General features: G+C 62.0%; 27 protein-coding genes. 6 read left to right on the forward strand and 21 right to left on the reverse strand.

The genetic code is table 11. The annotated features are described in order from the left end of the window. Positions 1-68 precede the first annotated feature (68 nt). Positions 69-2,444 carry an RND family transporter gene (locus QF039_RS16390; protein WP_003211205.1) on the reverse strand — a complete coding sequence of 792 codons (2,376 nt, stop codon included), beginning with the start codon at positions 2,442-2,444 and terminating at the stop codon, positions 69-71. Between the two features lie 15 nt (positions 2,445-2,459). Continuing rightward, on the reverse strand, positions 2,460-3,500 hold the full coding sequence (locus tag QF039_RS16395) for a YCF48-related protein (protein WP_256347045.1): 1,041 nt from the start codon (positions 3,498-3,500) through the stop codon (positions 2,460-2,462). A gap of 427 nt (positions 3,501-3,927) precedes the next feature. Between QF039_RS16395 and QF039_RS16400 the strand changes: the two genes are divergently transcribed. Next, the gene (locus QF039_RS16400; RefSeq protein ID WP_177080953.1) at positions 3,928-5,043 is read left to right on the forward strand and encodes a Gfo/Idh/MocA family protein; all 1,116 of its coding nucleotides are present in this window, start codon (positions 3,928-3,930) and stop codon (positions 5,041-5,043) included. 102 nt (positions 5,044-5,145) lie between these two features. Here the strand turns inward: QF039_RS16400 and QF039_RS16405 are convergent, their stop codons facing one another. From QF039_RS16405 to QF039_RS16425, 5 genes are all read right to left on the reverse strand, one after another. Then, positions 5,146-8,259, reverse strand: coding sequence for an efflux RND transporter permease subunit (locus QF039_RS16405; protein WP_307519502.1), 3,114 nt, complete (start codon positions 8,257-8,259; stop codon positions 5,146-5,148). Continuing rightward, positions 8,256-9,527 (reverse strand): efflux RND transporter periplasmic adaptor subunit, encoded by a 1,272-nt coding sequence (locus QF039_RS16410; RefSeq protein WP_307519503.1) that lies wholly within the window; start codon positions 9,525-9,527, stop codon positions 8,256-8,258. The genes QF039_RS16405 and QF039_RS16410 overlap by 4 nt, the downstream gene beginning before the upstream one ends. Further along, positions 9,520-10,758 carry a TolC family protein gene (locus QF039_RS16415; protein WP_307519506.1) on the reverse strand — a complete coding sequence of 413 codons (1,239 nt, stop codon included), beginning with the start codon at positions 10,756-10,758 and terminating at the stop codon, positions 9,520-9,522. The genes QF039_RS16410 and QF039_RS16415 overlap by 8 nt, the downstream gene beginning before the upstream one ends. Positions 10,759-10,854: 96 nt before the next feature. Beyond that, positions 10,855-11,199, reverse strand: a complete 345-nt coding sequence (locus QF039_RS16420; RefSeq protein WP_102369398.1) for a hypothetical protein — start codon at positions 11,197-11,199, stop codon at positions 10,855-10,857. Positions 11,200-11,499: 300 nt separating this feature from the next. Beyond that, positions 11,500-12,405 (reverse strand): hypothetical protein, encoded by a 906-nt coding sequence (locus QF039_RS16425; protein WP_003219728.1) that lies wholly within the window; start codon positions 12,403-12,405, stop codon positions 11,500-11,502. A gap of 368 nt (positions 12,406-12,773) precedes the next feature. Between QF039_RS16425 and QF039_RS16430 the strand changes: the two genes are divergently transcribed. Then, a complete protein-coding gene (locus tag QF039_RS16430; RefSeq protein ID WP_003219726.1) occupies positions 12,774-13,457 on the forward strand; it encodes a response regulator transcription factor in 684 nt (227 codons plus the stop codon). Continuing rightward, positions 13,435-14,832, forward strand: coding sequence for a cell wall metabolism sensor histidine kinase WalK (locus QF039_RS16435; protein ID WP_008435962.1), 1,398 nt, complete (start codon positions 13,435-13,437; stop codon positions 14,830-14,832). Before QF039_RS16430 ends, QF039_RS16435 begins: the two co-directional genes overlap by 23 nt. A gap of 132 nt (positions 14,833-14,964) precedes the next feature. On the opposite strand, the gene QF039_RS16440 is transcribed toward QF039_RS16435, so the two are convergent. The 3 genes from QF039_RS16440 to QF039_RS16450 are packed head-to-tail and all read right to left on the reverse strand — an operon-like array spanning position 14,965 to position 17,229. After that, entirely contained in the window at positions 14,965-15,381 is a 417-nt protein-coding gene (locus QF039_RS16440) for an SRPBCC family protein (protein WP_102369400.1), read from the reverse strand. 29 nt (positions 15,382-15,410) lie between these two features. After that, complete coding sequence (locus QF039_RS16445; RefSeq protein WP_307519511.1) at positions 15,411-16,208, reverse strand: SDR family NAD(P)-dependent oxidoreductase; 798 nt, start codon at positions 16,206-16,208, stop codon at positions 15,411-15,413. A gap of 16 nt (positions 16,209-16,224) precedes the next feature. Beyond that, positions 16,225-17,229 (reverse strand): aldo/keto reductase, encoded by a 1,005-nt coding sequence (locus QF039_RS16450; protein ID WP_307519513.1) that lies wholly within the window; start codon positions 17,227-17,229, stop codon positions 16,225-16,227. Between the two features lie 118 nt (positions 17,230-17,347). On the opposite strand from QF039_RS16450, the gene QF039_RS16455 reads away from it, so the two are divergent. Then, complete coding sequence (locus QF039_RS16455; protein ID WP_008435969.1) at positions 17,348-18,289, forward strand: LysR substrate-binding domain-containing protein; 942 nt, start codon at positions 17,348-17,350, stop codon at positions 18,287-18,289. A 72-nt stretch (positions 18,290-18,361) separates the two neighbouring features. On the opposite strand, the gene QF039_RS16460 is transcribed toward QF039_RS16455, so the two are convergent. The 5 genes from QF039_RS16460 to QF039_RS16480 all read right to left on the reverse strand — a co-directional run bounded on the left by QF039_RS16460 (position 18,362) and on the right by QF039_RS16480 (position 20,901). Then, on the reverse strand, positions 18,362-18,571 hold the full coding sequence (locus QF039_RS16460; RefSeq protein WP_080673247.1) for a YXWGXW repeat-containing protein: 210 nt from the start codon (positions 18,569-18,571) through the stop codon (positions 18,362-18,364). A gap of 479 nt (positions 18,572-19,050) precedes the next feature. Next, positions 19,051-19,527, reverse strand: a complete 477-nt coding sequence (locus QF039_RS16465) for a periplasmic heavy metal sensor (RefSeq protein WP_003219717.1) — start codon at positions 19,525-19,527, stop codon at positions 19,051-19,053. Continuing rightward, positions 19,524-19,955: a hypothetical protein gene (locus tag QF039_RS16470; protein ID WP_177106039.1), complete on the reverse strand. Its 432-nt coding sequence runs from the start codon at positions 19,953-19,955 to the stop codon at positions 19,524-19,526. The genes QF039_RS16465 and QF039_RS16470 overlap by 4 nt, the downstream gene beginning before the upstream one ends. Next, positions 19,952-20,533, reverse strand: coding sequence for an RNA polymerase sigma factor (locus QF039_RS16475; protein ID WP_008435980.1), 582 nt, complete (start codon positions 20,531-20,533; stop codon positions 19,952-19,954). Before QF039_RS16475 ends, QF039_RS16470 begins: the two co-directional genes overlap by 4 nt. A 47-nt stretch (positions 20,534-20,580) precedes the next feature. Beyond that, entirely contained in the window at positions 20,581-20,901 is a 321-nt protein-coding gene (locus QF039_RS16480) for a YXWGXW repeat-containing protein (RefSeq protein WP_003219711.1), read from the reverse strand. 270 nt (positions 20,902-21,171) lie between these two features. Here QF039_RS16480 and QF039_RS16485 point away from each other — a divergent pair, with 270 nt between their 5' ends. Further along, positions 21,172-21,315: a hypothetical protein gene (locus QF039_RS16485; RefSeq protein ID WP_166742173.1), complete on the forward strand. Its 144-nt coding sequence runs from the start codon at positions 21,172-21,174 to the stop codon at positions 21,313-21,315. A 4-nt stretch (positions 21,316-21,319) separates the two neighbouring features. On the opposite strand, the gene QF039_RS16490 is transcribed toward QF039_RS16485, so the two are convergent. Beyond that, positions 21,320-21,568, reverse strand: a complete 249-nt coding sequence (locus QF039_RS16490; protein ID WP_008435982.1) for a DUF1652 domain-containing protein — start codon at positions 21,566-21,568, stop codon at positions 21,320-21,322. Between the two features lie 244 nt (positions 21,569-21,812). Here QF039_RS16490 and QF039_RS16495 point away from each other — a divergent pair, with 244 nt between their 5' ends. After that, positions 21,813-22,757, forward strand: coding sequence for a diguanylate cyclase (locus QF039_RS16495; RefSeq protein ID WP_307519523.1), 945 nt, complete (start codon positions 21,813-21,815; stop codon positions 22,755-22,757). A gap of 287 nt (positions 22,758-23,044) precedes the next feature. Here QF039_RS16495 and QF039_RS16500 read toward each other — a convergent pair whose 3' ends face one another. The 5 genes from QF039_RS16500 to QF039_RS16520 form a co-directional block, all read right to left on the reverse strand. Then, a complete protein-coding gene (locus QF039_RS16500) occupies positions 23,045-23,305 on the reverse strand; it encodes a hypothetical protein (RefSeq protein ID WP_134326909.1) in 261 nt (86 codons plus the stop codon). Positions 23,306-23,309: 4 nt separating this feature from the next. After that, the gene (locus QF039_RS16505) at positions 23,310-23,756 is read right to left on the reverse strand and encodes a GNAT family N-acetyltransferase (protein ID WP_003219700.1); all 447 of its coding nucleotides are present in this window, start codon (positions 23,754-23,756) and stop codon (positions 23,310-23,312) included. Between the two features lie 91 nt (positions 23,757-23,847). Continuing rightward, the gene (locus QF039_RS16510; RefSeq protein ID WP_177009775.1) at positions 23,848-24,747 is read right to left on the reverse strand and encodes an AraC family transcriptional regulator; all 900 of its coding nucleotides are present in this window, start codon (positions 24,745-24,747) and stop codon (positions 23,848-23,850) included. A gap of 36 nt (positions 24,748-24,783) precedes the next feature. After that, entirely contained in the window at positions 24,784-25,479 is a 696-nt protein-coding gene (locus tag QF039_RS16515) for a fumarylacetoacetate hydrolase family protein (RefSeq protein ID WP_177055127.1), read from the reverse strand. Positions 25,480-25,574: 95 nt separating this feature from the next. Next, entirely contained in the window at positions 25,575-25,904 is a 330-nt protein-coding gene (locus tag QF039_RS16520; protein WP_023658946.1) for a hypothetical protein, read from the reverse strand. Between the last annotated feature and the right edge of the window lie 84 nt (positions 25,905-25,988).

Consider the following 25,988-nt stretch of genomic DNA (forward strand, 5'->3'; position numbering starts at 1 on the left):
TCGGCCTAAGCCCGCGCAATGCAAAACGCCGTGGCACAGGCCACGGCGTTTTGGCAAACAGCGTTGGATCAGTGGGCGAACAGCGAATTGCCCTTCTGCCCCGCCAGCTTCTCGGGCTTGATCAGGAAGCGTGCCAGCGCCGGCAGCAGCCACAACGCGCCGAACATGTTCCACAGCAGCATGAAGGTCAGCATCAGCCCCATGTCGGCCTGGAACTTGATGGCCGAGAAGATCCAGGTGCATACGCCGATTGCCAGGCACAGGCCGGTGAACAGCACGGCTTTACCGGTGGACTTGAGCGTCTGGTAATAGGCTTCCTGCAACGGCAGGCCGGCCCGCAGGAAACTCTCCAGGCGGCTGTAGATGTAGATGCCGTAGTCCACGCCAATCCCCACCCCCAGCGCCACCACCGGCAAGGTCGCGACCTTGACACCGATGCCCATGAACGCCATCAGCGCGTTGCCCAGCACCGAGGTCAGCACCAGCGGCAGCACGATGCACAGGGTCGCCGCCCACGAGCGGAAGGTGATCATGCACATGGTGGCCACGCACAGGTAAACCAGGATCAGGATGGTCAGCTCGGACTCCTTGATCACCTCGTTGGTGGCCGCCTCGATCCCGGCGTTACCGGCGGCGAGGATGAATTCCAGGCCGTCCTTGTTGTTCTCTTTCGCGAAGTCCTGCACCGCATGCACCGCGCGGTCGAGGGTTTCGGCCTTGTGGTCGTTGAGGAACACCAGCACCGGCGCCAGGGAACAATTGTTGTTATACAGGCCATCGGCACGGGCAATGGAGTTGTTCAGCACGTCCGGGTTGCGCGACAGGGTTTCCCATTTCAGGTTGCCCTCGTTCATGCCCTTGATCATCTGCTTGGACACGGTCACCAGCGAGATGGCCGACTGCACGCCCTCGGTGTTCTGCATCTTCCACATCAACTGGTCGATGGGCGCCATGGCTTCATACCGCGAGCAGCCTTCGGGCGGGGTCTTGACCATCACCACCAGCACGTCGGAGCTGGTGGAGTAGTTGTTGATGATGAAGTTGTTGTCCTTGTTGTAGCGCGAGTCCGGGCGCAGCTCCGGTGCACCCTGGTCGAGGTCACCGATCTTCAGGTTCTGGCTGTACCAGAGGCCGCCACCGAAGGCGATCAGCGCCAGGGCTATCGACACCGGCGCGACCTTGGGGCTGGCGAACTTCGACAGCAGGCGCCAGAACGGGTGTTCGCGGTGCGCATCCTTCTTGCTCTTGGCGATGGCGCGTTTGCTGATGCCGACATAGGAGATCGCCACCGGCAGCAGGATCAGGTTGGTGAACACGATGACCGCCACACCCACCGAAGCACCGATTGCCAGCTCGCGGATCACGCCGATATCGATGATCAACAGGGTGATAAAACCGACCGCATCGGCGAGGATCGCGATCATGCCCGGCAGGAACAGCTGGCGGAAGGTACGCCGGGCCGCGGTCAGGGCGTTGTCGGCATCACTGGATTGCAGGGCGATGCCGTTGATCTTCTGTACGCCGTGGGAAATACCGATGGCGAAGATCAGGAACGGCACGAGCATCGAGTAGGGATCCAGCCCGAAACCCAGGGCATGCATCAGCCCGAGCTGCCAGATCACCGCCACCAGCGTGGTGCTCAACACCGCGACGGTACTGCGCAGGCAGTTGGTAAACCACAGCAGCAGCACCAGGGTGATGACGAAGGCGATACCGAAGAACATCACCACCATCACCAGGCCGTCGATCAGGTCGCCGACCTTCTTGGCAAAACCGACAATGTGGATCTTGACGTTGGGGTTCTGCGCTTCGAACTTGTCGCGGATCTTGTCTTCGAGCTCATGGGAGAACTTGCGGTAGTCCAGGGCCAGCAGCTTGCCCTGGTCCTGTGGGTCCGGATAGGACTCCAGCAGCGGAATGTCGACGATGCTCGACTTGAAGTCGTTGGCCACCAACCGCCCGACCTGCCCGGACTTCAGCACGTTGTTGCGCAACTGGTCGAGGCTTTCCGGCGAGCCGTTGTAGCTCTGCGGGATCACTTCACCGCCGGCAAAGCCTTCTTCGGTAACTTCGGTCCAGCGCACGCTGGGGCTCCACAGGGACTTGAGGCCGGAGCGGTCGACGCCGGAGATGTAGAACACCTCGTCGTTGATCTGGCGCAGGGTCTCCATGTACTCCTTCGTGAAGATGTCACCGTCCTTGGCCTCCACCGAAATGCGCACCGTGTTGCCCAGGTTCGCCAGGTCGTTGCGGTGCTCCATCATCCTCTCGATGAAGGGGTGCTGGAGGGGGATCATTTTTTCGAAGCTGGTGGACGGGCGAATCAACGTCGCCTGCCAGAACAGGAAAATACTCACCAGCAGGCAGATCGTGATGACTGCCGGGCGGTTATTGAAAATCAGGCGCTCGAGAAACGTGGCCTTGTCGTTGTGATGACTGCTCATTGTGTCCCCGCCTTCTTATTGTTTTGTCGGCTCGGCGCCGGTTGGACTGGCCACGCGAACGCCGCCCTGCCCCGCCAGAATCAAGTTGCCGTTGCCCGCCGCGGTGACCGCCGACAGCGAAATGCGGTCCGGGCGATTGAATACGCTGAAGGTCAGGCCGTCGTCGTGGCTGACCACCACGCTGCCACCGTTGCCCACTACCACGATGGAACCGTCGTCCAGCAGGGTCGCCCCCGACAAACCGAACTCCAGCGCGCCACGAGTGGCGTTCAGCTCCACCGGCTCCCAGGTGCTGCCAAAATCCGTGGAGCGGAACAGGTTGCCACGCAGGCCGTAGGCCAACAGCGTCTGCGCCTGGGCGGTGCCGATCACGCCGAACAGCGAGCCCTCGTAGGGGCCTTCGAGTTTTTCCCAGGTTTGCCCCTCGTCATGGGAGCGGAACATGCTGCCCTGCTCACCGACGATAAACAGCCCGGCGTCTTTCACCTGGGCGATGGCGTTGAGGTGGTATTGGTCTTCGTTGTCGAGGCGGTCGCTGACGTCGTCCCAGGTCTTGCCCCCGTCGGTGGTTTCGATCAGCGCACCGTAGGCACCCACGGCAAAGCCGTTGCTGGCGTCCTTGAACCAGACGTCGAGCAGCGGTGCTTCGCGCTTGAGGTCCTGGAATTGTTGGGTCCAGGTAACGCCGCCGTCAGTGGTGGCGAGGATCTGTGCGTCATGGCCCACCGCCCAGCCGTGTTGGTCGTCGGCAAAAAACACGGCGGTCAGCAGTTGCCGGGTGGGGACTTTGCCTTGGGTCCAGGTGACACCCTGGTCGTCGGAATAGAGGATGTGCCCGCGATCACCGACCGCGACCAGGCGCTTGCCTGCGTGGACCACGTCGATCATCAGGCTTTTGGCGGCCTTGGGGGAGTCAATGGCGAACACCGCGGCGGCGGTGGTTTCTGTGGCGGCATGGGCCGGTGTCGACAACGCGACAACCCCCAGCAACGAGAGCGCTGTGGCCAGCAATGCGACCCTGCGCGTGGCCTTCGGGCGGAAAAACACCACACCCATGACAGGCTCACTCATAGACCTTTCTCCCATTTATTATTGTTAGGTCGTCTTGCCGTGGGGAGCCCTGAAACCTGCAATCTAGAGCGCCTTGGGCAAGCTGGGCCATCCTAGCGGGCTTTGGAATCGTCTGACAATCGGCGCTACGTTATGTTTTGTTAACTGGAGGGGTTTGGGTCGGTGCTGAATGTAGTGCTATCAGCGGCGGTGATCCGTGGAGGGGGGCTGTTGGGGTGAGGGGGCTTGCTTCCGCTGGAGTGCGCAGGGCGCCTACGCCTTTTGGGGCCGCTGCGCAGCCCAGCGGGAGCAAGCTCCCTCGCCACGGGGGAGGTGTGGGCCTTGGAATGAATTTTTATTCTATGTGTTGAGTTTTGGGAATATTTATTCCATAAATAGGCTTCTCAATACAATAATTCGAAGGAACCCGGCTATGCGCGAACTCGGAATCGGCCTGATTGGTACAGGCTTTATGGGGCGTGCCCACGCCTTGGCGTTCAATAATGCGCGGGCGGTGTTCGAGCTGCCGGTGAAGCTCACGCTGGCCGCCCTGGCCGATGCCGATACCGAGCGCGCAATACGCTGCGCCGCTGACTGGGGGTTTGCCCAGGCCCATGGCGACTGGCAGCAGTTGATTGACGATCCCAAGGTGGATGTTGTCGCCATCACTACTCCCAACCATTTGCACTACCCCATGGCCATGGCTGCACTGGCGGCAGGCAAGGCGGTGTATTGCGAGAAGCCGCTGGCGGTGAGCCTGGAGCAGGCGGCCGCGATGCGTGATGCGGCGAGCAAGGCCGGGGTGGTGACGCGGGTGGGTTACAACTATCAGCACAACCCGATGATTGGCTTGGCCCGGCAGTTGATCGCCCGCGGTGAGTTGGGGGAGATCATCAGTTTTCAGGGGGAGTTCAGCGAGGATTTCATGGCGGATTCGGCGTCGCCGTGGTCGTGGCGCTGTGAGGTGGGACATGCCGGCGGTGCGTTGGCGGATCTGGGCAGCCATTTACTGTCCATGGCGCGCTATTTGGTGGGGGATGTGGTGAGTGTGTGTGCCGATACGCAAACGGTGCACGGGCAGCGGCCTGCCACCGCCGGGAGTGAGACGCTGCGGGAGATTGCGGTGGATGACCAGGTGCATGCGTTGTTGCGGTTTGCCAATGGGGCACGGGGGACAGTGAGCAGTAGCTGGCTGAAGCATGGGTATAAGAATCACCTGAGCTTTGAGATCAGTGGCACGCGGGGCACGTTGTTGTTTGATCAGGAACGGTTGAATGAATTGCAGCTGTTTCGGGTTGGGCAGGAGGGGTTTCAGCGGGTGTTGGCGGGGCCTTCGTTGCCAGGGTATGCGGCGTTCAGTCCGGCGCCGGGGCATCAGTTGGGGTACAACGAGTTGAAGACGCTGGAGGTGCATGAGTTGGTGATGGCGTTGGCCGGCAAGGGCAGTGACGGGACGGATTTTGCGGCGGCTTGGGAGGTTGAGCGGTTGGCGGCGGCGATTCGGGTGGCGGCCAAGGAGGAGCGGTGGGTCAGGCTGAATGAGGTCTAAATGTGGGAGCGGGCTTGCTCGCGAACGCGGTGGGTCAGCCACGGCATCTGGCGACTGACACACCGCTTTCGCGAGCAAGCCCGCTCCCACATTTGATTGTCGTTAGCTTTTGGATTTGCGCATTAGCCTATATGCCGCCGGGATGACGAAGAGGGAGAGCAAGGGCGCTGTGAGCATGCCGCCAATCATGGGCGCGGCAATCCGGCTCATGACTTCGCTGCCGGTGCCGCCGCCTAAAAGGATCGGCAGCAAGCCGGCGATGATTACGGCCACGGTCATCGCCTTGGGCCGCACGCGTAATACGGCACCTTCGGTGATGGCTTCCAGCAGGGCCTGGTCCCCTCCTCCCTGGCGTTCGGCCCAGGCGTTTTTCAAATACAGCAGCATGATCACGCCGAACTCCGCCGACACCCCCGCCAACGCGATAAATCCAACACCCGTCGCCACCGACAGGTTGAAGCCCAGCCAGTACAGCAACCACACCCCACCCGTCAGCGCGAACGGCAACGTGGCGAGGATCAGCAGCGCCTCATCCACCCGCCGGAACGTCAGGTACAGCAGCACGAAGATGATCAGCAAGGTCGCCGGCACCACCAGTTTCAGGCGCGCATTGGCCCGCTCCAGGAACTCGAACTGCCCCGAGTAGCTGAGGCTCATGCCCGGTTGCAGTTGCACGTTCTGGTTGATCGCCTCGCGCAAGTCCTTCACCACCGACGCCAGGTCGCGATCACGCACGTCAATGTACACCCAGCCGGAAGGCCGGGCGTTTTCGCTCTTGAGCATCGGCGGGCCTTCGCTGACCTTGATCCTGGCCACGGTGCCCAGGGTGATCTGGCTGCCTGACGGCGTATAGATCGGCAGGTTGCTCATCGCGCTCACCGAGTCGCGCCATTCTTTCGGGTAGCGCAGGTTGATGGGAAACCGCGCCAAGCCTTCGACGGTCTCGCCGATGTTTTCCCCGCCAATCGCCCCGGAGACAATGGACTGCACATCGGTGATGCTCAGGCCATAACGCGCGGCGGCCGGGCGGTCGATATCCACGTCGATGTAGCGCCCGCCCGTCAGGCGTTCCGCCAGCGCCGAGCTGACGCCGGGCACCGTCTTGGCGACCTTTTCCACGGCCTGGGTCACGGCGTCGATGTCCATCAGGCTGGAACCCGCGACCTTCACGCCGATCGGGCTTTTGACCCCGGTGGCGAGCATGTCGATACGGTTGCGGATCGGCGGAATCCAGATGTTGGTCAGCCCCGGCACCTGCACCACCCGGTCGAGTTCCTTCACCAGTTTTTCCGGAGTCATGCCGAGGCGCCATTGGTCTCGCGGCTTGAACTCGATGGTGGTTTCGAACATTTCCAGCGGCGCCGGGTCGGTGGCGGTTTCTGCGCGGCCGGCCTTGCCGAACACGTGGGCGACTTCCGGCACGCTCTTGATCAAGCGGTCGGTACGTTGCAGCAATGCGCCGGCAGTTTGCGTCGACAAACCAGGCAACGCCGACGGCATATACAACAGGTCACCCTCATCCAGCGGCGGCAGGAATTCACCGCCCAGGTGCGACACCGGCCATAGCGCACTGGCGACCATCAGCAGCGCGACCAGCATGGTCATGCGCGGCCAGCGCAATACCGCGTCGAGGGCCGGTTGGTAGAGTTTGATCAGGCCGCGATTCAGCGGGTTGCGTTGCTCATCGGGAATACGCCCGCGAATCCAGTAGCCCATCAGCACCGGGATCAGGGTCACCGACAACCCCGCCGCAGCGGCCATGGCGTAGGTCTTAGTGTAGGCCAGCGGCCCGAACAAGCGGCCTTCCTGGGCTTGCAGGGTGAACACCGGGATAAACGACAAGGTGATGATCAGCAGGCAGAAAAACAACGCCGGCCCCACCTCCACTGCCGCATCGGTGATGACCTTCCAATGCGCCTCCCCCTTCAATTCCTGGTTCGGATGCGCGTGGTGCCAGGCTTCGATTTTCTTGTGGGCATTCTCGATCATCACCACCGCGCCATCGACCATCGCGCCGATGGCAATCGCAATCCCGCCCAGGGACATGATGTTCGCGTTGATGCCCTGGAAGCGCATGACGATAAAGGCAATCAACACCCCCACCGGCAACGAAATGATCGCCACCAGCGAGGAGCGCAGGTGCCACAGGAAGATCCCGCACACCAGCGCCACCACCAGGAACTCTTCGAGCAGCTTGTGGCTGAGGTTGTCCACGGCGCGATCGATGAGTTTGCTGCGATCGTAGGTGGTGACGATTTCCACCCCGGGCGGCAGGCTGGTTTGCAGTTGCTCCAGCTTGGTCTTGACCGCCGCGATGGCCTCGCGGGCGTTCTTGCCGCTGCGCAGGATCACCACGCCGCCCACCGCCTCGCCTTCGCCATCCAGTTCACTGATGCCCCGGCGCATGTCCGGGCCCAGCTGGATCGTCGCCACATCCCCAAGGGTCACCGGCACGTTGTGGGTGTCGAGCCGCAGGGGAATGCCGCGAAAGTCCTCCAGGGTTTTCAGGTAGCCGGACGCACGCACCATGTATTCCGACTCACCCATGTTCAGCACCGAACCGCCGGTTTCCTGGTTGGCCTTGCCGATGGCTTCCACCACCTGGGCCTGGGTGATGCCGCGACTGGCCAGGGCCAGCGGGTCGATCTGCACCTGGTACTGCTTGACCTGGCCGCCGATGGTCGCCACTTCGGCGACATTGGGCAGGGTCTTGAGCTCGAACTTGAGGAACCAGTCCTGCAACGAGCGCAGTTGCGCCAGGTCGTGTTTGCCGGTGCGGTCCACCAGCGCGTACTGGTAGATCCAGCCGACACCGGTGGCATCCGGGCCCAGCGCCGGCTTGGCCGATGCCGGCAAACGCGCCTGCAACTGGCTCAGGTATTCCAGCACCCGCGAGCGCGCCCAATACAGGTCGGTGCCCTCGTCGAACAGCACGTAGACGTAGCTGTCGCCGAAGAACGAAAAGCCGCGCACGGTCTTCGCCCCCGGCACCGAGAGCATGGTGGTGGTCATCGGGTAAGTGACCTGGTTCTCGACAATCTGCGGGGCCTGGCCCGGGTACGGCGTGCGGATGATCACCTGCACATCCGACAGGTCCGGCAAGGCGTCCACCGGGGTGTTCTGGATCGACCACAAACCCCAGGCCGTCACGAATAAAGTCGCCAACAACACCAAAAATCGGTTGGCCACCGACCAGCGAATCAACAGGGCGATCATGGCCGGGCTCCCGGTTGCATGCTCATGCCGTCCATGGCCCCCTCATCTGAAAAACCGCCGGACGATTGAGTGGTAATTCCCTTCAAACTTGCTTCGGAGTCCAGCAGAAATTGACCGGAGGCCACCACCTGCTGGGCTTCCTGCAGGCCGGCGAGGATGACGGTGTTGTCCTGGTTTTCTGCACCCACCTGGACTTCTACCGGGCGATATCGCCCGCCCTCCTCGGCCACCATCACCAGCACGCGTTTGCCGGTGCGAATCAACGCCTCGCTCGGCAGCAACAGCACCGATTGGCCGCTGGATTGGGCCAGGCGCACCTGGGCGGTCATACCGGGGCGCAACATACCGTCAGGGTTGGGCAGTTCGACCCGAACCTGCACGGTGCGGCTGTCCATGGCGGTTGCCGGCAGAATCGCGGCGACGGTGCCTTTGACGACTTGTCCCGGCAACCCGACAAAACGGCTCTCGACCGTTTGCCCAACGGCCAGCGCGGCGCCCTGGGCTTCAGGTACGGCGACCTGCAGCCACACGGTGCCCAGGCCATTGACCCGCGCCAGGGTTTGGCCCGCCGCGACGGTCATGCCTTCGCGTACGTCGAGGGTCTGCAACGCGCCGCCCAGCGGGGTGGTGATGGTCATCACCGATTGCGCCCGGCCGCTGCGCTCCATCTGCGTGATCAGCCCGGCAGGCATTCCGCTCAAGCGCAGACGCTGGCGGGCGGCAGCCAACAAACCCGGATCGCTATGTCGCAGAGCAAGGAACTCTTCCTGAGCGGCGGCCCATTCGGGCACCAGAATGTCCGCCAGGGGCGCCTGAGCCTTGAGCACATCCCCCGGCGCACGGGCGTAAACCCGCTCGACAAATCCCGCAGCGCGCGCCTGCACCACCGCCACATCGCGGTCGTTGAAGGCGAGGATTCCCGACAGCTCAAGACTTGACGCCAGCACCCCACGGCTGACGCTCGCCAGGCGCACGCCGATGTTCTGGGTCAGGCTGGGGTCGACCTGAATCGCCGCACTCTCCTCGGCGCCACCGGCGTAGCGCGGCACCAGTTGCATGTCCATGAAGGGCGACTTGCCCGGCTTGTCGAATTTCTGCTGCGGGTACATCGGGTCGTACCAGTACAGCGCCTTTTTCTCGTCCGGCGCCTGCATCGTCCCGGCCATGGCCGGCTGTGCCTCGCGTGTCTGCGCCAGCCAATAGCCGCCACCCAGACCCAGCAGCAGGACGCCGCCCAACAGGGCCATATTCACGATTCGGTTATTCATTGGCGGGTTCCCCGTAAGCGAAATACAGCTGGGCGCCGGTCAGGGCGCGCTGTTCAATGGCGTCAATCTGTTTGAAGCGCGCCTCGACCCACTCGCGGCGGGCGCTGACCACGCTCATCAGGTCGCCCTTGCCCGCGCGATACCCCGCCAGGCTCAGCGACAATTTCTCCTCGGCCAGCGGCACCAGGCTGCCCTGGCAGCGCTGCACGGCGCGGTCCAGGCGCTGGTAGTTGGCCAGGTCGTCTTCGAGTTCCTGGGTATGTTCACGGGTCTTGGCTTCGCGTTCGGCGTCCAGTTGGTCGAGTTCGGCCTGCTTGGCGGCGATACCAGGGTTTTGTCGGCGACCGGGGAAGATCGGCAAATCGAAGGTGAATTGCAGGCTGACCATGTCCCCGTACTCACGGCCTCGGTGCTGGTAGTCCACTTCCCAACTCCAGTCCGAGGTCTTTTGCGCCCTGGCCTCGTTCAGCCGGGCTTCGGCCTCGCGGGTGCGCGGTGCAAAGGCTTGCAGAACCGGGTGCTGGTGCAGGTTGTGGGTGAAGCCGGTGGTGTCGATTTTCCAGTTCGGCAATTGCCCGCTGGGGGCTTCACTGGCGGCCGGGCCGATCCAGCGCTTGAGGGCCGCCCGGGCCTGGGCGCGTTGCTGGATCAGCTCATCCTCGCGCTCGGCCAGGTCAGCCGCTTCCTGCTTCGGGATCACCACGTCGGAAGGCTGCCCGCGACCGCCGGCCAGTTGCGCACGCACGGTGTCTTGCAGCAGGCGATTCTGCTGATAGAAGTCCTTGAACAGCGCCTCTTTACGCTCCACCGCATAGGCGCGAATCCACGCCTGGGCGGTGGCCTGACGCACATTCAAGCGCTCGATCCGGCCTTCGGCGGCCGCCGTGTCCACGCTGGCCGACGCCAACTCAACCCGCGCCTTGCGCTTGTCGCGGCTGGGCACTTGTTGCTGGATGCCGATCATTTGCTCGGTCATGTCATCGCCATACAACGTGCCGCGATTGGGCCCGCCAACGGGGAAATTTTGCAGGCCTACTACCAGTTTCGGGTCCGGCAGTTCGCCGGCCGGAATCGCCGCCTGGGTCGCGGCCTGCAATTTGGAGGATTCAGCCGTCAGCGACGGCGCGTTGTTTTGCGCCAGGCGCAAGGCCTCATCCAGGGTCAGCGCAGACGCCAGCGTCGGCCACGCCAGCACGCCCATCACCAGGGCACGCACGCATAGGAAATTCATCTTGAAGTGTCCTGTTCTGTTGCGCTGCGCACCGCTTTACGCGGCCCACAGCAAGGCCGTCCCGGTTCAGGGACGAGTCTTCAGGTGCAACAGGATTCAGCTACGGGGCGGGCGCCAGACGCCGGACGGCGTGCGGTCGGGGATGAAATCAGAAGAGACGCTGACAACCAGCGCATTGGAAGCAGTCACCGGGGCCTTGAGCACCGGCATCGACAATTGCAGCATGCCGCCAGTCTTGCACTCCTGGCCGGGCTTGCAGCTTTTGCCGTGGTCAGCGGCTGCGCCGTCCTGGCAACAGTCAGGGGCCATGTCGCTCATCATCTGCATGTCGGACATCTGCATCGGGCACGGCTCGGTGCTCGACGGCACACCCGCCATCCCGGTCAGGGGAAGCGCAAGACTCAACAGCAGGACCAGGAAAAAACGCAGATAGCGGCTCATGGGACGGGAGCTTAGCCAAAAGGCGGTTAAGCAACAATTAACAAAATCCGGAGATTTCGCCTTCGCCCGGAATGCAGCAACGACACAAAACAAAATGTGGGAGCGGGCTTGCTCGCGAAAGCGGTGTATCAGCCAGTTCATATGTGACTGATACACCGCTTTTTTCGCCAGCAAGCCCGCTCCCACATGAGGACCGAGCAAGCCTGAGGATCAGTGCATGAAGATCGCGATCAGGATAATGACCGGGATAGGCACACCGAGGAAAAACAGCAGTAATGAGCGCATGACGTTCTCCTTGAATTAACGAACGGAAGTGGTGTGGGGAGTGGTTTCCAGATACACCACGGCATCCCGGCGACGACCACCAAAGGTTGCAGCGAGGCTGGCAAAAAACGCACCGATCAACAGCGCCACGAAGGTCCACAGCGACGTGTAGGCAGCCACTTTTGCAGCCGTGTCGGCAGCCTGCTTGGCTTTCAACTTGGCGTCATCCAGGGCTTTTTGAGCCTGGCCATAGACCTGGTCAACACGCGCCTCGGCATCGGCCTGGCTGAGGTTGGTCCGCTGGCTGATCAACTGTGCAAGGTACGCACGGTCTTCAGGTGCCAGCTGACCATTGTTGCTCACGGTACGAGCGAAGATGCGAGCGACCACACCATGCACCGCGTCATCACTGACGGCGGCCGGGCGATCATCACGGAACAGGCTGTCGACGTAGTAGCCAAAGTCTTCGCCCTTGGAGGCAGCGCCAGCCACCTGGCTCATGCCACTGACGGCACCCGAGGCCACACTGGCACCGGCCTTCACACCACCGCTGACCACACTGCTGACCGAACCGACGATCAGCACCGCCGTCACCAGTGTCGCCACCGCCCAGGCCAGGAAGCCATGGGCGGTGTCGCGAAAGTACACCTCATCGCCGTGCATATTGGCCCATTTCACCCGCAGGCGACCGGCGATGTAACCGCCCATCCCCGACGCGATGATTTGCGTAACCGCCAGCCAGACAATGGTAGAAATGCCAAGCCCTTTGGCGCTGATGCCACTGTCGGCCCACGGCGACACCGCCGAAAAGCCCAGGCCGAAGCCCAGCAGTACCAGAATCAAGGACAGCGCAGCCGCGGCAGCGGCCCCGGCAAAGATCGCGCCCCAGGAAACCCCGGAGAGCGTGCTCGACTCTTGCAGCGTGGATGAGGATGTAATCATTGTTGTTTTGCTCCAGGCATGAAAAATAGTGTTACAAGTCTCAAAAGGGACAGTGCAGGCGACGTGCCAGAAGCTCGAAAATTAAAACCTCATATATTTCAATAACTTAATTAAGTTGAACTAATCTGAACCATGCAACTTGCAAGAAATGGCCCGGAGCGGCGGGCGTATTGCATTCCTCGTAGGAAATAACCCGTACGCACGCCGTGGCATGCAAAAAATCCTACACACACAGCGTTCGTTCAGATTCAGCGGGTTATGGTGAATTGTGTCGTTTGTGCCTACATAAATTTTTATTTAGGAAGCGGGCTATCATTTCTTGGCAAAATGCCCGCACTTCAGTGTGAATCGCTCACCAGGTAATCCTTATGACCCGCATTTTGACCATCGAGGACGACGCCGTAACGGCCCGCGAGATCGTTGCCGAGCTGAGTAGCCATGGACTGGACGTAGACTGGGTAGACAATGGCCGCGAAGGCCTGGTCCGTGCCGTCAGCGGTGATTACGACCTGATCACCCTCGACCGCATGCTCCCGGAACTGGATGGCCTGGCCATCGTCACCACCCTGCGCACCATCGGCGTATCCACGCCGATCCTGATGATCAGCGCCCTCTCCGATGTGGATGAACGGGTACGCGGCCTGCGGGCCGGTGGTGATGACTACCTGACCAAACCGTTCGCCTCCGACGAAATGGCCGCCCGCGTCGAAGTGCTGCTGCGGCGCAAAAGCACGGTCAAGGAGTTCGAAACTGCGTTGCGCGTAGCGGATCTGGAACTGAACCTGATCAGCCGTGAAGCCAGCCGTGCCGAACAGCCCCTGAGCCTGTTGCCGACCGAATACAAACTGCTGGAATTCCTGATGCGCAACACCGGGCAAATCCTCTCGCGGATGATGATCTTCGAGGAAGTCTGGGGTTATCACTTCGACCCGGGCACCAACCTGATCGACGTGCACATCGGTCGCCTGCGCAAAAAAATCGACCCGCCGGGCCTCACGCCGCTGATCCGCACGGTACGAGGTTCCGGGTATGTCATTGCTGAACCCCTCTAAAGGCTGGCGCTCTTCCAGCAGCCGGCTGCTGGCGCTCTACAGTTCGTTGTTCGTGGCCTGGAGCTGCATCCTCATGGGCGTGCTGTACTACGAGGTGTCCGGTTACCTGGGCGACCTCTCACGCCACTCCCTGATGCAGCGCCAGCACCTGTTCCAGCGGTTTGACGGCGAAGAGCTGGTGGAAGCCCTGACCACCAGCATGACCTTCGACATGAAGGGCGTTGACGCCTACGGCCTGTTCGACAATCAGTTCAACCCGATCAGCGGCCCGATCCGCGTGATACCGCCCGACCTGCCAATGGACGGGCACATCCACGCCCTGGCCAACTGCATCGACTCCGACGACCCGAAACTGCCGCGCGACAGCTGCGACGCCGTAGCCACCCACACCGAAGACGGCCGCTGGCTGATCCTGGTGCGGGCCAACGGCTCGCTGTTCGGCGTGACGCGGATCATCCTGCACGCCTTGCTGTGGGGCATCACCCTGACGATCATTCCCGGCGCCGCTGGCTGGCACCTGCTCAGGCGGCGTCCGTTGCGACGGATTCGCGGGATCCAGGCGAGCGCCGAAGCCATCGTGGCCGGCGACCTGACCCACCGTTTGCCATTGTCCGACCGACGCGACGAACTGGACATGCTGGCGGCCATCGTCAACGCGATGCTCGACCGCATCGAGAAGCTGATGAACGAGGTCAAGGGCGTGTGCGACAACATCGCCCACGACCTGCGCACCCCGCTCACGCGCCTGCGGGCACAGCTGTACCGAATCCAGCAACAGGCTGATGAAGACGCGCCCCACGCCCTGCAACTGGACGCGGCCATCGCCGAGACCGACACCTTGATGGCGCGTTTTCGCGGCCTGCTGCGGATTTCCGAACTGGAAGACCATCAGCGCCGCTCGGGCTTCCTGGTGCTTGATCCCCTGCCCTTGCTGCAGGAACTCCACGACTTCTACCTGCCCCTGGCAGAAGAAGGCGAGATGGAATTGCTGCTGCAAGTGCCGGACTCATTGCCCTGGATCACTGGTGACCGCGCGCTGCTGTTCGAAGCCCTGGCCAACCTGCTGAGCAACTCGATCAAGTTCACCCCGCCGGGCGGCGAAGTGATTTTGCGCGGCGTGAACGATGCCGGCAGCACCCGCATTGAAGTCCTCGACTCCGGCCCCGGGATTCCCGCAGCTGAACGTGCGGCAGTGTTCCAGCGGTTTTACCGGGTGGACGAAGGCAATCAGCAACAAGGCGGGTTTGGGTTGGGGCTGTCGATTGTGGCCGCGATCATCAACCTGCACGGTTTCAAGCTGGAAGTCGGCAGCAGCGAACGAGGCGGTGCGAAGCTGATCCTCGAATGCCGCCAACAACTGATGCCTGAAGCCTGAAGAACACCACTGTAAATGTGGGAGCTGGCTTGCCTGCGATGCAGGCACCTCGGTTTATCAGTGACACCGAGTTGATGCTATCGCAGGCAAGCCAGCTCCCACATTTGACCTCATTGACCCCAAGCCAATACTTCAGCCCGGAAAATTACCCCGCAACGCATCCAGCCCACCGCTGTAGACACCGCTGAACAACTCCTCCACCGCCGCATCCGTCACACCGGCCACCGGAGTAAACACGCCCGACCAGGTCACCTTCGCGGAGCTGTCACCCAGCGCCTCAACCTTCAACGTCGCCAGATACTCACTCACCGGAAACGGCGACTCGCTGATCGAATAACTGTAGGTACGCGCCGCATCATCAAAGCGTTGCAACCGTTCCACCACCACCCCGCCATCCGCCGTTTGCAGGTGGCGCACGCGCCCGCCTTCACTCGGCTCGCTCTTGACGATAAAGGGCAGCCAGTCCGGCAGCGAATTGAAGCCGCCGACCAATTGCCAAACCTGTTCGGCCGAAACCGGGATTTCAATAACAGCAGATGCTTTTGCCACGATTAACACTCCAAACCATTCAAGAAAAATCAGATCGCCATGCTGTCGACAACACCGCCGTCGACCCGCAACGCGGCACCGGTGGTGGCAGAGGACAACGGTGAAGCAATGTACGCCACCAGATTCGCCACTTCATCCACATTCGCTGCGCGCTGGATGATCGACGTCGGCCGCGCATTGCGCACAAACACATCCGCCTCGTCCCGCGCACTGCGCCCGGACTTGGCCACGGCGTCCTTGAGCATGTGCTCCAGGCCATCGGTAAAGGTCGGCCCCGGCAGGATCGCATTGACCGTCACCCCGGTGCCCGCCAGGCGTTTGGCCAAGCCATGGGACACCGCCAGGTTGGCGCTTTTGGTCACGCCGTAATTGATCATGTCAGCCGGCGTTGCCACCCCGGATTCCGACGACACAAAGATCACCCGGCCCCAGCCCTGCTCGACCATGCCCGGCGTGTAATGCCGCGACAAACGCACACCGGAGATCACGTTGACCTCGTAGAAACGCGTCCACTCGCTGTCGGGAGCGTCAAAGAAATCGACATCGTTGAAGATCCCGAGGTTGTTCACCAGGATGTCGGCGCGCGGCTCGGCGGCGAACAGCTTTTCAGCGCCCTCGGCCGTACCGAGGTCCGCCACCAGCCCACGCAGATCCGCGCCGGGCACGGCCTGGCGAATGGTCGCCAGCGCCTCGTCGACCTTGCCCGATTCACGCCCGACCACCACCACCGTAGCGCCGGATTGCGCCAGCGCCTGGCTGATGCCCAGGCCTATGCCGGCGGTGCTGCCACTGACGATTGCGACTTTGCCACTGATATCAATTTTCATGTTCGCGTTCCTGTGGTTAGAGCGGCAACGGTGCACGGGCCGAAATCAATCGGGCCTCGCGCAGGGCCTGCCAAAAGGCTGCGGGAATCTTCTCTGACAACGCCGCGACGTCTTCAGCAATGCGCCCCGGACGACTGGCACCCGGAATCACTGCCGCCACTGCCGGGTGGGCCAGGGAGAATTGCAGCGCAGCGGCTTTCACACTCACGCCATGGGCCGCGGCAATCGCCTTGATCTGCTCGACCTTGCTGATGATCGCCGGGCTGGCTTTCTGGTACTCAAAATGTGCGCCGCCCGCCAGGATCCCGGAGCTGTAAGGGCCACCGACCACGATCTCGACGTTCTGCGCCAGGGCTGCCTCCATCAAGCGCTGCAAGGCGCGTTCATGATCGAGCAAGGTGTAGCGACCGGCAAGCAGGAAACCGTCGGGCTGGGCTTCGGCCAGGTCCAGGGTCAACTCGCAAGGCTCGACCCGATTGACGCCCAGGCCCCAGGCCTTGATCACGCCTTCTTCACGCAGGCGGGTCAGTACTTTGAAAGCACCGGTGCGCGCCTGATTGAAGTAGTCCAGCCATTGATCACCGTAGAAGTCCTGGGCGATGTCGTGAATCCACACGATGTCGAGGCGGTCGGTTTGCAGGCGGTTGAGGCTGTCTTCGATGGAGCGCAGGGTGGCATCGGCGCTGTAGTCGTTGACCATCTTGTTCGGCCGGCCATGTTCAAACACGCCGCTTTTCTCGCCGAGGTCGCGGGCGCTTTCTTCCACTTCATCCAGGATCACCCGGCCGACCTTGGTGCTGAGCACATAGTCGTCACGGTTGTACTTGGACAGGGCCTGGCCCAGGCGGATTTCCGAGAGGCCCGAGCCGTAGAACGGTGCGGTGTCGAAGTAACGCACGCCCTGGTTCCAGGCTGCTTCAACGGTGGCTTGCGCCTCCTCTTCAGGAATCGCACGGAACATGTTGCCCAAGGGGGCGGTGCCAAAACCCAGCACGCCGGGCAGTTTGTCTTTCAAGCTCATGGGGTAAATCCTCAAGATTGTTCAAGGTCGCTGTGTTGACCGTTGAGCAGATCGTAGATTGCAGAGATCGGACCGTCCAAGACATACTGCGACCAACTTGAGTCCCTTAAGGTCTGACATGATCGACTTCCGCCAATTGCGCTACTTCGTTGTAGTCGCTGAAGAAGAACACGTGGGGCGTGCTGCCGAACGGTTGCACATCTCCCAATCGCCCCTGAGCCGGCAGATTGCCCAATTGGAAGAGCGCCTGGGCCTGACCCTGTTCGAGCGCAGCCAACAGCGCATCCGCCTGACCCGCGACGGCCAGACGTTCCTCGCCGAAACCAAGGCGCTGCTGACCCACGCCAACCGCCTGGAGTCATTGGGCCGGCGATTGGGCAAAGGCGAAGAAGGCGGACTGTGCATCGGCTACATCGAAAACGCCATGCACGCGGGGGTGCTGCCCAACGCCCTGAAGGTACTGCGTGACGCGCGGCCCAACGTGCATATCGCCCTGTACAACCTGCCCTCCGCCGAACAGCTGGAAGGCCTGCGCCAACGCAGCCTGGATATCGCTCTGGTGGGTGAACCACCGGCGGCGGATGACCCGGACCTGATGGCATTGCAAGTGCTGGACGATCCGATGCTGCTGGCGCTGCCCGAGCAGCATCCGCTGGCCAGCGTCAGCGAGTTGCTGCCTGAGCATCTGGCCGAGCAGCAATGGATTGGCGTGCAGCGCAAAGCGGGTGCAAACCCGGCGGATGACTTTGTTGCGGCGTGCATTCGGGCAGGGTTTACCCCGCAGATTCCGATGGAAGCCAGCGAGCCGTTTACCGCGTTGGGGTTGGTGGCGTCGGGGTTGGGTGTGGCGATGGTGCAAAAGGGCTTGAGCCGCAATGCACCGCCGGGCGTTGTGCTGCGAGAACTGCCGTGGCTGACCTACACCACGCCGCTGTGGGCGGCGTGGCATCGGATCAATCTGCGGCCGTTGGTGGAGACGTTCAGGAAAGTCCTGACAGAGCCCCTATCACCTGTGGGAGCCGGGCTTGCCCGCGATGCAGGCACCTCGGTCTGTCAGTAAGACCGCGGTGACGCCATCGCAGGCAAGCCAGCTCCCACAGGGTTTAGGTGTCGCAGTTGAACGTGTGGTAGATCAGTACCGCCAATGCCCCGGCACCCACAACCACTGCCCGTTCCCCCAGCGATAGTGCCCCCGCACCCACTGATACCCTGGCGCCGGCGCCACCGGTACCACCTCGACCAAAGGCGGCGGACGCCGCGGATGAACAGGCTCGACAATACAACCGGACAACGCAGCCGCCATCAACGTGGCGGCCAGCGTGGCTTTGAATAGGCGGGACATGGCACGGTTCCCCAATGAGACTGGCCTTCGCCTGAGTGGCGGGCCTACCCGGGTTAAACGCCGCCAACCGGGAAAATCCGTCGCCCGTCTCGGTGATTAATGCTCGTTCCCACGCTCTGCGTGGGAACGCATCCCGTGACGCTCCGCGTCACCACTGCGCAAGACTTGAACCTTGCATCGCCAACTGGACGCAGAGCGTCCGGGGCGGCATTCCCACGCAGAGCGTGGGAACGATCATCATATATTCAGTTCCGCAGCGAGCTCATGTGGGAGCCGGGCTTGCCCGCGATGCAGGCACCTCGGTCTGTCAGTCAGACCCAGGCGATGCCATCCGGTGATTAATGCTCGTTCCCACGCTCTGCGTGGGAACGCATCCTGTGACGCTCCGCGTCACCACTGCGCAAGACTTGAACCTTGCTTCGCCAACTGGACGCAGAGCGTCCGGGGCGGCATTCCCACGCAGAGCGTGGGAACGATCTTCAGTGGCTCTTGGCGACCTTGCCCTTCGCCTGCCCCTTCATATACAACGCCTCCACCAACCGCTGGCGCTCATCCCGGGGCAAGGTGCTGGCGAACTGCGCCAGGGTGTTGTCCACCAGCGCCCTGAGCGCCATGTCCGCCTCCCGGGCCTTGCCCAAATCCGTCACCAACGCCTCACGGTCGAGAGTCGGCGCCTCCAGTTGCTTGATCACGTCCAGCCGCGCCTCGCGCCCGGCAAGCACCAGCGGTTGGCTGTCGGCGCGGTTCTGGCGCAACAGTTGGCGCAGTTCCTTGCGCCGTTCCGGCGGCAGCTTGACCATCGCCTGGCGCAGGCCATGCTGGTTCACCACCGCCTCGGCGGGCTTGGTATTCGCCAGCCAGTGGTACAGGCCACCACCGACCCCGCCGATCAAAAACACGTTGAACAACACCGACACAACCAGCAGCGGCTTCAGGTACTTGGGTGACGGGGTCATTGCTCGCTTTCCTCGGCGTTGACGGTGAAGACGACTTCGGCGTCGCCCTGGTCGAAGACACTCGGCAATACTTCAGGGCCAAGCATGGGCAACGGCACGCTCAACGACGCCACCAGGATTCCGGCGGCGACCCCGGCGATGCCCACGCCAACAAAACCGGCCGGCGACAGCCAGCCGGCGTAGCGCGCCCAGAAGGACTGGCGCTGGGGAAACGATTGGCGAATCTGCCGCGCCAGCGCCGGGTCGACGGGTGCCAGTTGATAGCCGTCCAGCTGGCCGTCGAGCCATCGCGCCTGATGCAGCACCTCAAGGAGACTGGCATCGCCTGCATCCAGCAGGGCCTGGGCCTCGGCCTGTTCGGCGGCCGGCCAACGGTGCAAGTGGCCGCCGTAAGCCTTGGCCAATTGGGCAAATCGTTCAGGCGTCATGGTTTTCCCCTTCCTGGGCGGGCGGGCCCGGGTGTGTCGTCAAGGTAACTGCGCAGGTTGCGCCGGGCCCGTGACAGCAAGCTCTCCAGTGCCTCGACGCTGATGTTCATCAGCGCCGCGGCGTCGATATTCGACAGCTCTTGGTAATACTGCAACACAATCGCTTCACGCTGGCGATCAGGCAGCGACGCCAACGCCGCCGCCATGCGCTCACTGCGGGCGGCCGCTTCCAGCTGTTCATCGGGCGCAGGCGCTGTGTCGACCACCTCGCTCATCGCCTCCTCATCGCGCAACGGGCGCTCCTTGCGCCGACGCAAATGGTCGTGGCACAGGTTGAGTGCCACGCGGTGCAGCCAGGTGTCGAAACGCGCTTCGCCACTGCGCCAGCTTGCAGCCTGGCGCCAGATACGCAGAAAACTTTCCTGGGCCACGTCCCTGGCCTCGTCGGCATCCCCGAGGATCCGACTGGCGAGCGCGAGCAAACGCGGCAGTTTGCGCGTCACCATTTCGTTGATGGCCGCCGGTTCGTTGTTACCGATGCGGGCCAACAGCTCAACGTCCGGATCAGTGTCTTTCAATAGGGCAAGTCTCGGTCCGGTGGCTAAGGGTCAGGTTGACGGAATGCTCAGCGGATCCAGTGCCCTTCTCTCCAGTACCAGTTGGGGCCGCGCGATTCCCAGTGGCCAGGTTCCCAACGGGCGTTGCGCATCACCGGCTGCCAGTGGCCCGGTACCCAGGCATAACCGCGCCCTTCGTAGCGCCAGTGCCCGCGATCCCATACATAGCCAGGGCGTTCGACGGGAACGGCCTCGACGCGCATCGGCGGTGGCGCTTCGCGGATGATCACTTCGGTCTGGGCAAACGTCGGCGTGCTGACCAGGGCGGCCAGTGCCAGCGGGATCAACAGGGCATAACGTAATTTGGCCAGCGGTCGTGCAAGTCTCATGACAACTCCTTCATCGGCGATCGCCAGTGATCGCAGTTGTAGGGTTGAACGGCAGGTGTCCGAAAATCCGTCGCAACAAAAAGAACTTTTTATCGCGACCGCTCAGGACGGCAGGCAGGGCCAGTATTGCCCAGGGTTTGCGGGGAGTTGATGAAATTGTTGAAAGGCCGCGACGGAATTATCCATGTGGCCGCGTTCAAGGGTTAACCGTTGGTAATCGACAGGCGCGTTCTGTTGGTTGGCGACGTCCATCACCTTGAGGAAATCACCATGTCTCGTCGAATTTCACTGCTGGTTGCCGCCGTCCTGCTCATGAACCTTGGCGGCTGCGTGTTCCTGCCGGGGCACCGCGAGCATTGCTGCTGGCGCGGTTACGGGGTAGTGACTACCCCGACGGCACAAGCGATCTCCTGATCCGCTAACTGACCGCTGCAAACCCCCTGCGCCCGGCCTTGATCTCGGTGCGCAGTTCGCCAATCAGGTTTGAGATGGAACGGATGCTGTCCAGACCCTGGGGCGACACACGGGGCAGCAGCAGGTCGACGCGCCCGGAGGCCGGGTCGAAGATGTTGATGCGCAGCGAACCGTCGCTGTTCAATGAGCAGTCACAGGCGAGGGGCAGGAAGCCCGACTCCATGATGTGGCGAAACTCGGCGATCGAAATCATGCGGGCACCCTTCCCTGTACGGGGCTCGGAGGACGTGATCCGTCTAGGGTAGATGAGCTTTTTCAAACTGCACGGGAATTAATGCAAAAGTGATACTTGGTGCGCATTTCGGCTAAAACCGCTGGCCGGCTGACGCCAAAAAAACCACACCGACACCCTCTTATCCGATGCCGCGCGAAGGGCTTGCTTCCTGGCGATGATGGCCAGATGCTCTGGTTTTTTTCCGACACCGAGAGCACTCCGCATGAGCATCGAACCTTTGATCGAACCCGACAGTGCTGTGTACAAGACGTTGCTGGAATCGACCAAGGCCATTCCCTGGCGTATCGACTGGGCAACCATGACTTTCAGCTACATCGGCCCGCAGATCGAGGCGCTGCTGGGCTGGACGCCGCAGAGCTGGGCCACCGTGGACGACTGGGTGGAACGCATGCACCCGGATGACCGCGAATACGTAGTCAACTTCTGCGTCTCGCAGTCCCGGGCCGGGGTCGATCATGAAGCCGATTACCGGGCGCTGACCGCCAGCGGTGAGTACGTGTGGATTCGCGACGTGGTGCACGTGGAGCGCAAGGACGGCGAGGTGCAGGCGCTGATCGGCTTCATGTTCGACATCAGCGAGCGCAAGAAGACCGAAGAACACCTGATTCGCCTGCAAAAACAGCTGGAGGAGTATTCGTTCCAGGACGGCCTCACCGGCATCGCCAACCGGCGCATGTTCGACACCGTGCTGGCGCGGGAATGGACCAGCGCCCAGCGCAGCCAATTGCCGCTGTCGCTGATCCTGTTGGATATCGACTATTTCAAGCAGTACAACGACCTCTACGGGCATATCAAGGGCGACGAATGCCTGCGCCAGGTGGCACGCACGCTGTCGCAGGCGGCCAACCGGCCACGGGACTTCATTGCGCGCATCGGCGGCGAGGAATTTGTGTGGTTGTTGCCGGAAACCGATGCCGAGTCGGCACGGCGCGTGGCCGAACGCTGCCTGCACTTGATCCGCCAGCAGCAGATCGCGCATGAGCACTCGGCGGTGTCGGACCTGCTGACACTGAGCCTGGGCGTAGGCACTTGCACGGTAACGCCGGGCAGCGGGGCGCTGGCCTTTGTCGAAGCCGTCGACAAGTTGCTGTACCAGGCCAAGCGCAATGGCCGGATGCGTGCAGAGTTTGCCGACGTAGAGGATTGATACAACGCTCAAATCGCGGGCAAAAAAAATCCCAAGTAGCTGATGGAAACTTGGGATTTAAAAATGCATAAACCGTGGGAGGTGAACGCCCGGCTATATTACCCAGCGGGAAAACTTGTAACAAGATAATTTTCAACCTTTCGTCGGATTAAAACAGCGCTAAGTCATTCAATAACCACACTTTTTTAATGGATCCGATAATTGGAAATGCCACTTTTTGGTGCAATAACAGCGCATCGTTAAACAAACTTCGCTGTTTAATTCCTCGATAAAAATAAGGTTATTGATTAAAAGTGCGTGGGCTTCTTCAAGTCGTGCTGATACAGGTGTTTGCACGGATCCACCAATACAAGTTCGTCCTGGGGCGTGGCGCGCGAAACACTCGCCGCCTGGCGGCATAACGCCAGGCGCTCCGCCGCCTCTTCCCGCTGCCGGTCGACCTGGGCATTGAGCCGAACGAAATAAGTCCCCAACAACACCGCGACACATAGAACGCCGACGCCAAAATAGCGCAAGGCATTGGATTGAGGGGGTTCCAGCTCACTCATACACTCATTGCACCTTGTGTTTCTGATAGCGAACATCGTCGCCCTCGGCTGTGTCGACCACTGCCCAGCCAAGCCGCTGGTAAAAACCGTTGGCACGGATCTGATCCCGCCCATCCGTGATCAGGAAGAGCGTGTCGTGGTGCTCGAACAGCGCGGCCTCGGCCACTGCCATCAATTGGCGGCCCAACCCAAGGTTCTCGTGAGACGGCAATACAAACAGGGCGAACACCTCGCCTTCGGCAAGATCAACCATTGCAAACGCGACAGGCCTGCCGTCCAGTTCGGCAAGCCATACGCAAGGCGCCTCGCGCATGCTGTCGGCGACGACTTGCGGGGTAATGCCCAGCTCAGCCATCTGCTCGCGGCTTAAGTGGTTCTGCACCACGGCGGTGCGAATGTCGAAAATGGCATTGATATCGCCCGGAGTTGCCAACCGTATAACCGAACCCATGTGCACCGCCTCCCGATGAGACGCTCAATTGTATGTAAATTGAAACACATCGGTTGTGGTGGATTTGTAAAACAGTCAGCCGGATTGCGCGTTAATCCTGCTCACGGCGCCTGAACTGCCCCGGCGCCAGCCCGTGGGCCTTGCGGAAACACCGGGAAAAATACGCCTCGTCGGTAAACCCGCAACGGTGCGCAATCGCGCCGATCATCTGCGGGCTGTTGAGCAGCAGCGTGCGCGCCAGTTGCATGCGCCGGTCGAGCACCAACTGGGAGAAGGGTTTGCCGGTTTCCTTGCGCAACAGGTGGGTCAGGTAGTTGGGCGACAGAAATGCCGCCGCCGCGGCATCCGTCAGGTTCAGCGACGGCTCGTGCAAATGCTCGCGGATGTAGCCTTGCACCCGGGCCAGGGCATCCTTGCGCCCACGCCGGGTGGCGTTGTTGGCGGCGAACGCCTGGAGCGGTTCGGCGTACTGTTGGCACACCAGCCCGATCAACTGGAACAGGTAACCCTTGAGCCGCTCCCGGGCGCCGAAGCTGCGGTGGGCGTCCAGGCTACGCATGTGTTCCAGCCAGGTTTTGACTTCTTCGAAGGCCGCGTCGTCGAGGATGAAGTCCAACTGCTCCTGGAAGCGGAACGGCGACAGCTCCGGCGCCTGGCCGATGGGGATGTCTTCCAGGTCCAGCGGGTCGCAGGTCAGTTGCGGCAGGAAAAAGCCCTGGCTGAAATTGATCAGCATGAAGTCGCCGTCTTCGGGATGGGGAATCACATGCAGGCGATGGGGCAGGATAAAGGCCAGGGCCTTTTTCGGGAACGGGCGCACCGCACCGCCGATGTGCTGCACGGTGTCGCCGCCCAGGTTGATCTGGATCTGGAAATATTCGTGGCGATGGGGACTGGTCAGCGCCGCCCTGCCCCGCTTGTCGCGGATGTAGAAGTCGGAGCGGTCGCTGCGTTGTTCCATGCCATAGGTGGTGATGCGGGTGCCGGGCATACGTACTTCTCGGAGGGCCTGGGCACCACTGTAGCGTCAACCCTGGCCGAGGGTGAAGCTCAGTTCGGCCAGGCCGTCGATCCCGGCGGTCACCACATCGCCCGGTTGCAAGGCGCCGACGCCCGCCGGGGTGCCGGTGAAGATCAGGTCGCCGGCCTTCAATGCCACCGATTTGGACGCATGGCTGATCACCTCGCTGACCGACCAGATCTGGTCCGCCAGGTCACCCACTTGGCGTTGCTCGCCGTTGACTTTGAGCCAGATACGCCCGCTGACCGGATGGCCGACGGCACTCACCGGCTGCAACGGGGTGCAGGGTGCCGATTCATCGAAGGCCTTGGCCCATTCCCACGGCCGCGACAGCTTTTTCGCCTGGGCCTGGAGGTCGCGGCGGGTCAGGTCGATGCCCAAGCCGTAACCCCAGATATGCGCAAACGCATCTTCCGGGGCGATGTCCACGCCGCCCTTGCCGATGGCCACCACCAACTCGACTTCATGGTGCAGGTCGGCGGTCAATGGCGGATAGGCGATCACGCCCTCGGCAGGCACCACGGCATCCGCCGGCTTCATGAAAAAGAACGGCGGCTCGCGGTCGGGGTCGTGGCCCATTTCGCGGGCATGTTCGCTGTAGTTGCGCCCGACACAGAACACCCGGCGCAGCGGGAAGCGGGCGTCGTCGCCGTGGATGGCGAGGGACGGGGTTTCGTTGGGAGTGATGACGTAGCGGGTCATGGCATGTGCCTCTTCGGTTACCTGGGGCCAGTATGAGGACTGGCTCCGGGGCGAAGTTGGACAGGCTTACGCAGATTTTGTACTGGGCGGTGCGATCATTTACGCGCCAGCTTGTAGCGCAAACAGTCCTGATAAAAACTCTGGCGAATCACTTCGGGCTTGACCCGCGAACGGCTGTCGTAGGTCTGCTCGGTGATGCCCATGGCCATCATGTGCATCCAGGGTTTCTTGAACTGGTAGGTCTTCAGCTTCTGCCGCGCGGCGTACAGCGAGACGCCCGACAGCTTCAATTCCTGGGCCCGGGCGGCGGTGCCAGCCCCCCAACTGCACATGTACTTGTCGTTGTCCCGCAGCTCCCGTGCCTCAACCGAAACCGCCCCACCCGCCAGGGAACAGGCGATCAGCATGATTCCAACATTGCGCATTTGCATCCCGCCTAACCACCTGAAAATAAAAGTGATTTTGGCGAGAATTTTGTTACAAAGGGGCCAGCAAATTGCCTTCTCGAT

The sequence above is a fragment of the Pseudomonas sp. W2I6 genome (assembly GCF_030815935.1).
Classification (GTDB): domain Bacteria; phylum Pseudomonadota; class Gammaproteobacteria; order Pseudomonadales; family Pseudomonadaceae; genus Aquipseudomonas.

Coding starts and splice junctions, on each gene's coding strand:
- QF039_RS16510 (WP_177009775.1), bottom strand. CDS start 24,747: ATGCCCGGCACCCGCATCACCACCTATGGCATGGAACAACGCAGCGAC.
- QF039_RS16430 (WP_003219726.1), top strand. CDS start 12,774: ATGACCCGCATTTTGACCATCGAGGACGACGCCGTAACGGCCCGCGAG.
- QF039_RS16500 (WP_134326909.1), bottom strand. CDS start 23,305: ATGAGTGAGCTGGAACCCCCTCAATCCAATGCCTTGCGCTATTTTGGC.
- QF039_RS16390 (WP_003211205.1), bottom strand. CDS start 2,444: ATGAGCAGTCATCACAACGACAAGGCCACGTTTCTCGAGCGCCTGATT.
- QF039_RS16420 (WP_102369398.1), bottom strand. CDS start 11,199: ATGAGCCGCTATCTGCGTTTTTTCCTGGTCCTGCTGTTGAGTCTTGCG.
- QF039_RS16495 (WP_307519523.1), top strand. CDS start 21,813: ATGAGCATCGAACCTTTGATCGAACCCGACAGTGCTGTGTACAAGACG.
- QF039_RS16460 (WP_080673247.1), bottom strand. CDS start 18,571: ATGTCCCGCCTATTCAAAGCCACGCTGGCCGCCACGTTGATGGCGGCT.
- QF039_RS16520 (WP_023658946.1), bottom strand. CDS start 25,904: ATGCGCAATGTTGGAATCATGCTGATCGCCTGTTCCCTGGCGGGTGGG.
- QF039_RS16455 (WP_008435969.1), top strand. CDS start 17,348: ATGATCGACTTCCGCCAATTGCGCTACTTCGTTGTAGTCGCTGAAGAA.
- QF039_RS16450 (WP_307519513.1), bottom strand. CDS start 17,229: ATGAGCTTGAAAGACAAACTGCCCGGCGTGCTGGGTTTTGGCACCGCC.
- QF039_RS16425 (WP_003219728.1), bottom strand. CDS start 12,405: ATGATTACATCCTCATCCACGCTGCAAGAGTCGAGCACGCTCTCCGGG.
- QF039_RS16490 (WP_008435982.1), bottom strand. CDS start 21,568: ATGATTTCGATCGCCGAGTTTCGCCACATCATGGAGTCGGGCTTCCTG.
- QF039_RS16395 (WP_256347045.1), bottom strand. CDS start 3,500: ATGGGTGTGGTGTTTTTCCGCCCGAAGGCCACGCGCAGGGTCGCATTG.
- QF039_RS16505 (WP_003219700.1), bottom strand. CDS start 23,756: ATGGGTTCGGTTATACGGTTGGCAACTCCGGGCGATATCAATGCCATT.
- QF039_RS16400 (WP_177080953.1), top strand. CDS start 3,928: ATGCGCGAACTCGGAATCGGCCTGATTGGTACAGGCTTTATGGGGCGT.
- QF039_RS16515 (WP_177055127.1), bottom strand. CDS start 25,479: ATGACCCGCTACGTCATCACTCCCAACGAAACCCCGTCCCTCGCCATC.
- QF039_RS16415 (WP_307519506.1), bottom strand. CDS start 10,758: ATGAATTTCCTATGCGTGCGTGCCCTGGTGATGGGCGTGCTGGCGTGG.
- QF039_RS16410 (WP_307519503.1), bottom strand. CDS start 9,527: ATGAATAACCGAATCGTGAATATGGCCCTGTTGGGCGGCGTCCTGCTG.
- QF039_RS16445 (WP_307519511.1), bottom strand. CDS start 16,208: ATGAAAATTGATATCAGTGGCAAAGTCGCAATCGTCAGTGGCAGCACC.
- QF039_RS16405 (WP_307519502.1), bottom strand. CDS start 8,259: ATGATCGCCCTGTTGATTCGCTGGTCGGTGGCCAACCGATTTTTGGTG.
- QF039_RS16470 (WP_177106039.1), bottom strand. CDS start 19,955: ATGACGCCTGAACGATTTGCCCAATTGGCCAAGGCTTACGGCGGCCAC.
- QF039_RS16480 (WP_003219711.1), bottom strand. CDS start 20,901: ATGAGACTTGCACGACCGCTGGCCAAATTACGTTATGCCCTGTTGATC.
- QF039_RS16465 (WP_003219717.1), bottom strand. CDS start 19,527: ATGACCCCGTCACCCAAGTACCTGAAGCCGCTGCTGGTTGTGTCGGTG.
- QF039_RS16435 (WP_008435962.1), top strand. CDS start 13,435: ATGTCATTGCTGAACCCCTCTAAAGGCTGGCGCTCTTCCAGCAGCCGG.
- QF039_RS16485 (WP_166742173.1), top strand. CDS start 21,172: ATGTCTCGTCGAATTTCACTGCTGGTTGCCGCCGTCCTGCTCATGAAC.